Origin of the sequence: Actinokineospora sp. PR83, from assembly GCF_021056305.1 — a bacterium.
Classification (GTDB): Bacteria; Actinomycetota; Actinomycetes; order Mycobacteriales; family Pseudonocardiaceae; genus Actinokineospora; species Actinokineospora spheciospongiae.
On the sequence record NZ_JAJCXD010000082.1, the window covers coordinates 1 to 2,961 of the forward strand.

Annotated in this window: 2 protein-coding genes; both read right to left on the reverse strand. The window is 78.1% G+C overall.

Annotation, left to right across the window (positions count from 1 at the left end; translation table 11 throughout):
• Positions 1–2,733: type I polyketide synthase (locus L6E12_RS35545; protein ID WP_236230686.1), on the reverse strand; the 2,733-nt coding region annotated here is incomplete at its 3' end.
• A gap of 19 nt (positions 2,734–2,752) precedes the next feature.
• Positions 2,753–2,961 (reverse strand): hypothetical protein (locus L6E12_RS26735; protein ID WP_236230687.1); only part of this gene is annotated, 209 nt, incomplete at its 5' end.

A 2,961-nucleotide genomic window follows, 5' to 3' on the forward strand; every position in this document is an offset into this window, starting at 1 on the left:
CGCGGCCGGGTCGCCCGCCGCGCCGCCTGCGGGCCAGTAGCGGCGCCTGCGCAGCGCGTAGGTGGGCAACTCGACGCGCGGGGCGGGCGGCAGCAGCGCGCCCAGGTCCAGCTCCGCGCCGTGGGCGTGCAGGCGGGCGGCGGCGCGCAGCAGCTCGGCGCGGCCGTCGGCGTCGCGGCGCAGGGTGCCGGTGGCCAGCACGCCATCGCCCGCGGCCTCCTCGATCCCCACGGTGAGCACCGGGTGCGGGCTGACCTCGACGAAGGTGTCGACGCCCTCGTCGAGCAGCGCGCGCACCGCGTCGTGGAAGGCGACGGTACCGCGCAGGTTGTCGAACCAGTACTGCGCGGTGAGGGCCGAGCCGTCCTCGGTGCGGCCGGTGAGCGTTGAGCGCAGCGGGATCGCGCCCGCGCGCGGGGTGATCGGGGCCAGCACGTCGAGCAGTTCGGCGCGCAACCGGTCGACCTGGGCCGAGTGCGAGGCGTAGTCGACGGCGATGCGCTTGGCCCGCACGTCGTCGGCGGCGCAGCCCGCGACCAGCTCGTCGAGCGCGTCCGGCTCGCCGGAGACGACCACGGCGGCGGGCCCGTTGACCGCCGCGACCGACACGCGGTCGCCGAACGGGGCGATCCGGGCGCGCGCGGCGTCCTCGTCGAGGGCCAGCGACACCATCCCGCCACGCCCGGCCAGCCTGCGCAGCACCTTCGACCGCAGCGCCACGACCCGCGCGCCGTCCTCAAGCGACAACGCACCCGCCACCACGGCGGCGGCGATCTCGCCCTGCGAGTGCCCGACGACGGCGACCGGCTCCAGCCCCCGCGCGCGCCACAGGCCCGCCAGGGACACCATGACCGCGAACAGCACCGGCTGCACGACCTCGGCCCGGTCCAACCCCTCGCCCGAGCGCAGCACCGCGACGGCGTCGAAGCCCGCGTGCGGGGCGAGCGCGGCGGCGCACTCGGCGAAGCGCGCGCCGAAGACCGGGTCGTCGAGCAGGTCGACGGCCATGCCCGCCCACTGCGAGCCCTGCCCGGGGAAGACCAGCGCGACGCGCCTGCCGTCCACGGCGCTGCCGCGCGCGCCGGAGGTGGGCTCGTCGCCCGCGGCGACCTCGTCCAGCCCGGCGAGCAGGTCGGCGGCGGTGCGGCCGACGACGACGGCGCGGTGGTCGAACGCGGTGCGCGCCTCGACGAGGGTGCGCGCCACCGAGGCGGGGTCCTGCTCGTGCGCGCGGACGTGCTCGGCGAGTGCGGCGGCCTGGGCGCGCAGCGCCTGCGGGCTGCGGCCCGACACCGTCCACAGCAGATCGGTGGCCGGGGCCGCGGCCGGGGCGGGGGCAGGGGCGGGGGCGGCGGCTTCGAGGATGACGTGGGCGTTGGTGCCGCTCATGCCGAACGCCGACACCGCCATGCGGGCGGGCCGGTCGGCGGCGGGGAACGGGGTCTGCTCGGTGGCCAGCCGGACCGCGCCCGCGGCCCAGTCGACGTGCGGGGTCGGCTCGTCGGCGTGCAGGGTCCGCGGGACCGCGCCGTGGCGCAGCGACAGCACGGCCTTGATGACCCCGGCGACACCCGCGGCGGCCTGGGTGTGGCCGACGTTGGACTTGAGCGAGCCGAGCAGCAGCGGGTGCGGGCGCTCGGCGCCGTAGGCGGCGAGGACGGCCTGGGCCTCGATGGGGTCGCCCAGCGCGGTGCCGGTGCCGTGCGCCTCCACCGCGTCGACCTCGGCGGCCGAGAGCCCGGCGTCGGCCAGGGCGTCGCGGATGACCTGTTGCTGGGCGGTGCCGTTGGGGGCGGTCAGGCCGCTGCTGGCGCCGTCGGAGTTGACCGCGGAGCCGCGCAGCACGGCCAGCACGGTGCGCCCGGCGGCCAGCGCGTCGGACAGCCGCTCCACCACGAGCACCCCGGCGCCCTCGGACCAGCCGGTGCCGTCCGCGCCCGCGCCGAAGGCCTTGCACCGGCCGTCGGCGGACAGCCCGCGCTGGCGGGCGAACTCCACGAACACCCCCGGCGTCGGCATCGCCGTGGCGCCGCCGACCAGCGCCATCGCGCACTCCCCCCGGCGCAGCGCGCGCACGGCCAGGTGCAGGGCGACCAGCGACGACGAGCAGGCGGTGTCGACGGTGAGCGCCGGGCCGCGCAGGCCGAAGGTGTAGGCCAGGCGGCCGGAGGCGACGCTGAGCGCGGTGCCGGTGAGCGCGTGCCCCTCGACGCCGTCGCGCTCACCGAGCAGGGCGCCGTAGCGCTGCTCGCTGGTGCCGATGAACACCCCGGTGCGGGTGCCGCGCACGGCCTCGCGGGTCAGGCCAGCGCGCTCCATCGCCTCGTGCGCGGTCTCCAGCAGCAACCGCTGCTGGGGGTCCATCGCCAGCGCCTCGCGCGGGCTGATGCCGAACAGGTCGGCGTCGAAGTCCGCGACGCCGTCGAGGAAGCCGCCGCCGCGGGCGTAGGTGGTGCCGGGGCGGTCGGGGTCGTCGCTGAGCAGCGTCGCCAGGTCCCAGCCGCGGTCGTCGGGCAGCGGGCCGATCGCGTCGCGGCCCTCGGCCAGCAGCGCCCACAGCGCCTCGGGGGTGCGGACGCCGCCGGGCAGCCGCAGCCCGGCGCCGACGATCGCGATCGGCTCGCGGTCGCGGTCTTCGGCCTCCTGCACCCGGCGCTTGGCCGCGCGCAGCTCGCCGGTCACCCACTTGAGGTTGTCCAGCAGCTTCTGCTCGGTCGCGGAGCGCTCGGTCACGCGATCTTCACCGTCCCCGTCATGGCTTGCCGAACTCCGACTGGATCAGGTCGAGCAGCTCGTCGGCCCCGGCGTCGGCCAGGTCCGGTGCGAACGCGGGCGCGGCCGGGCCCGCCAGCCGGTCGGCCAGCGCGCGCAGCCGGGCCGCGAGGCCGCCCGGGTCGTCGACCCCGCCCGCGGCCACCAGCGCCTCGATCCGGTCGAGGTCCGCGCCAGGGTCGGCGGCCG